This is a genomic window from Salmonella sp. SJTUF15570 (assembly GCF_043357055.1).
Taxonomy (GTDB): Bacteria; Pseudomonadota; Gammaproteobacteria; order Enterobacterales; family Enterobacteriaceae; genus Salmonella; species Salmonella enterica.
This window is the reverse complement of sequence record NZ_JBEUKJ010000031.1, coordinates 1-2,765: the sequence shown is the minus strand read 5'-3', so window position 1 is coordinate 2,765 and position 2,765 is coordinate 1. Positions and strand designations below refer to the sequence as shown.

Annotated in this window: 1 rRNA gene; it reads left to right on the top strand. The window is 53.7% G+C overall.

Going from position 1 to position 2,765, the window contains the following annotated elements:
• Positions 1 to 2,721, top strand: a 23S ribosomal RNA gene (locus ABVN44_RS24625); the annotation flags it as partial.
• Positions 2,722 to 2,765 lie beyond the last annotated feature (44 nt).

Sequence of the window (2,765 nt, the reverse complement as noted above, 5' to 3'; positions counted from 1 at the left end):
GTGTGTTAGTGGAAGCGTCTGGAAAGGCGCGCGATACAGGGTGACAGCCCCGTACACAAAAGCGCATGTGCTGTGAGCTCGATGAGTAGGGCGGGACACGTGGTATCCTGTCTGAATATGGGGGGACCATCCTCCAAGGCTAAATACTCCTGACTGACCGATAGTGAACCAGTACCGTGAGGGAAAGGCGAAAAGAACCCCGGCGAGGGGAGTGAAAAAGAACCTGAAACCGTGTACGTACAAGCAGTGGGAGCCCCACCACTAAGCCAGTGGTGAACTCCACATACGCATCCTTTGCTGAGGATACGGTTAACGGAGCGCAAGCGACGTTCAACCGCAAAAGAAGCAGAGGGGGCTTAGTGGTGGGGTGACTGCGTACCTTTTGTATAATGGGTCAGCGACTTATATTCTGTAGCAAGGTTAACCGTATAGGGGAGCCGGAGGGAAACCGAGTCTTAATTGGGCGTTAAGTTGCAGGGTATAGACCCGAAACCCGGTGATCTAGCCATGGGCAGGTTGAAGGTTGGGTAACACTAACTGGAGGACCGAACCGACTAATGTTGAAAAATTAGCGGATGACCTGTGGCTGGGGGTGAAAGGCCAATCAAACCGGGAGATAGCTGGTTCTCCCCGAAAGCTATTTAGGTAGCGCCTCGTGAATTCATCTCCGGGGGTAGAGCACTGTTTCGGCTAGGGGGCCATCCCGGCTTACCAACCCGATGCAAACTGCGAATACCGGAGAATGTTATCACGGGAGACACACGGCGGGTGCTAACGTCCGTCGTGAAGAGGGAAACAACCCAGACCGCCAGCTAAGGTCCCAAAGTCATGGTTAAGTGGGAAACGATGTGGGAAGGCCCAGACAGCCAGGATGTTGGCTTAGAAGCAGCCATCATTTAAAGAAAGCGTAATAGCTCACTGGTCGAGTCGGCCTGCGCGGAAGATGTAACGGGGCTAAACCATGCACCGAAGCTGCGGCAGCGACACTTTGGTGTTGTTGGGTAGGGGAGCGTTCTGTAAGCCTGTGAAGGTGGCCTGTGAGGGTTGCTGGAGGTATCAGAAGTGCGAATGCTGACATAAGTAACGATAAAGCGGGTGAAAAGCCCGCTCGCCGGAAGACCAAGGGTTCCTGTCCAACGTTAATCGGGGCAGGGTGAGTCGACCCCTAAGGCGAGGCCGAAAGGCGTAGTCGATGGGAAACGGGTTAATATTCCCGTACTTGGTGTTACTGCGAAGGGGGGACGGAGAAGGCTATGTTGGCCGGGCGACGGTTGTCCCGGTTTAAGCGTGTAGGTGTGTGTTCCAGGTAAATCCGGTTCACTTTAACACTGAGGCGTGATGACGAGGCACTACGGTGCTGAAGCAACAAATGCCCTGCTTCCAGGAAAAGCCTCTAAGCATCAGGTAACATCAAATCGTACCCCAAACCGACACAGGTGGTCAGGTAGAGAATACCAAGGCGCTTGAGAGAACTCGGGTGAAGGAACTAGGCAAAATGGTGCCGTAACTTCGGGAGAAGGCACGCTGACATGTAGGTGAAGTGATTTACTCATGGAGCTGAAGTCAGTCGAAGATACCAGCTGGCTGCAACTGTTTATTAAAAACACAGCACTGTGCAAACACGAAAGTGGACGTATACGGTGTGACGCCTGCCCGGTGCCGGAAGGTTAATTGATGGGGTCAGCGCAAGCGAAGCTCCTGATCGAAGCCCCGGTAAACGGCGGCCGTAACTATAACGGTCCTAAGGTAGCGAAATTCCTTGTCGGGTAAGTTCCGACCTGCACGAATGGCGTAATGATGGCCAGGCTGTCTCCACCCGAGACTCAGTGAAATTGAACTCGCTGTGAAGATGCAGTGTACCCGCGGCAAGACGGAAAGACCCCGTGAACCTTTACTATAGCTTGACACTGAACATTGAGCCTTGATGTGTAGGATAGGTGGGAGGCTTTGAAGCGTGGACGCCAGTCTGCGTGGAGCCGGCCTTGAAATACCACCCTTTAATGTTTGATGTTCTAACGTGGACCCGTGATCCGGGTTGCGGACAGTGTCTGGTGGGTAGTTTGACTGGGGCGGTCTCCTCCTAAAGAGTAACGGAGGAGCACGAAGGTTGGCTAATCCTGGTCGGACATCAGGAGGTTAGTGCAATGGCATAAGCCAGCTTGACTGCGAGCGTGACGGCGCGAGCAGGTGCGAAAGCAGGTCATAGTGATCCGGTGGTTCTGAATGGAAGGGCCATCGCTCAACGGATAAAAGGTACTCCGGGGATAACAGGCTGATACCGCCCAAGAGTTCATATCGACGGCGGTGTTTGGCACCTCGATGTCGGCTCATCACATCCTGGGGCTGAAGTAGGTCCCAAGGGTATGGCTGTTCGCCATTTAAAGTGGTACGCGAGCTGGGTTTAGAACGTCGTGAGACAGTTCGGTCCCTATCTGCCGTGGGCGCTGGAGAACTGAGGGGGGCTGCTCCTAGTACGAGAGGACCGGAGTGGACGCATCACTGGTGTTCGGGTTGTCATGCCAATGGCACTGCCCGGTAGCTAAATGCGGAAGAGATAAGTGCTGAAAGCATCTAAGCACGAAACTTGCCCCGAGATGAGTTCTCCCTGAGACTTAAAGTCTCCTGAAGGAACGTTGAAGACGACGACGTTGATAGGCCGGGTGTGTAAGCGCAGCGATGCGTTGAGCTAACCGGTACTAATGAACCGTGAGGCTTAACCTTACAACGCCGAAGATGTTTTGGCGGATGAGAGACGATTTTCAGCA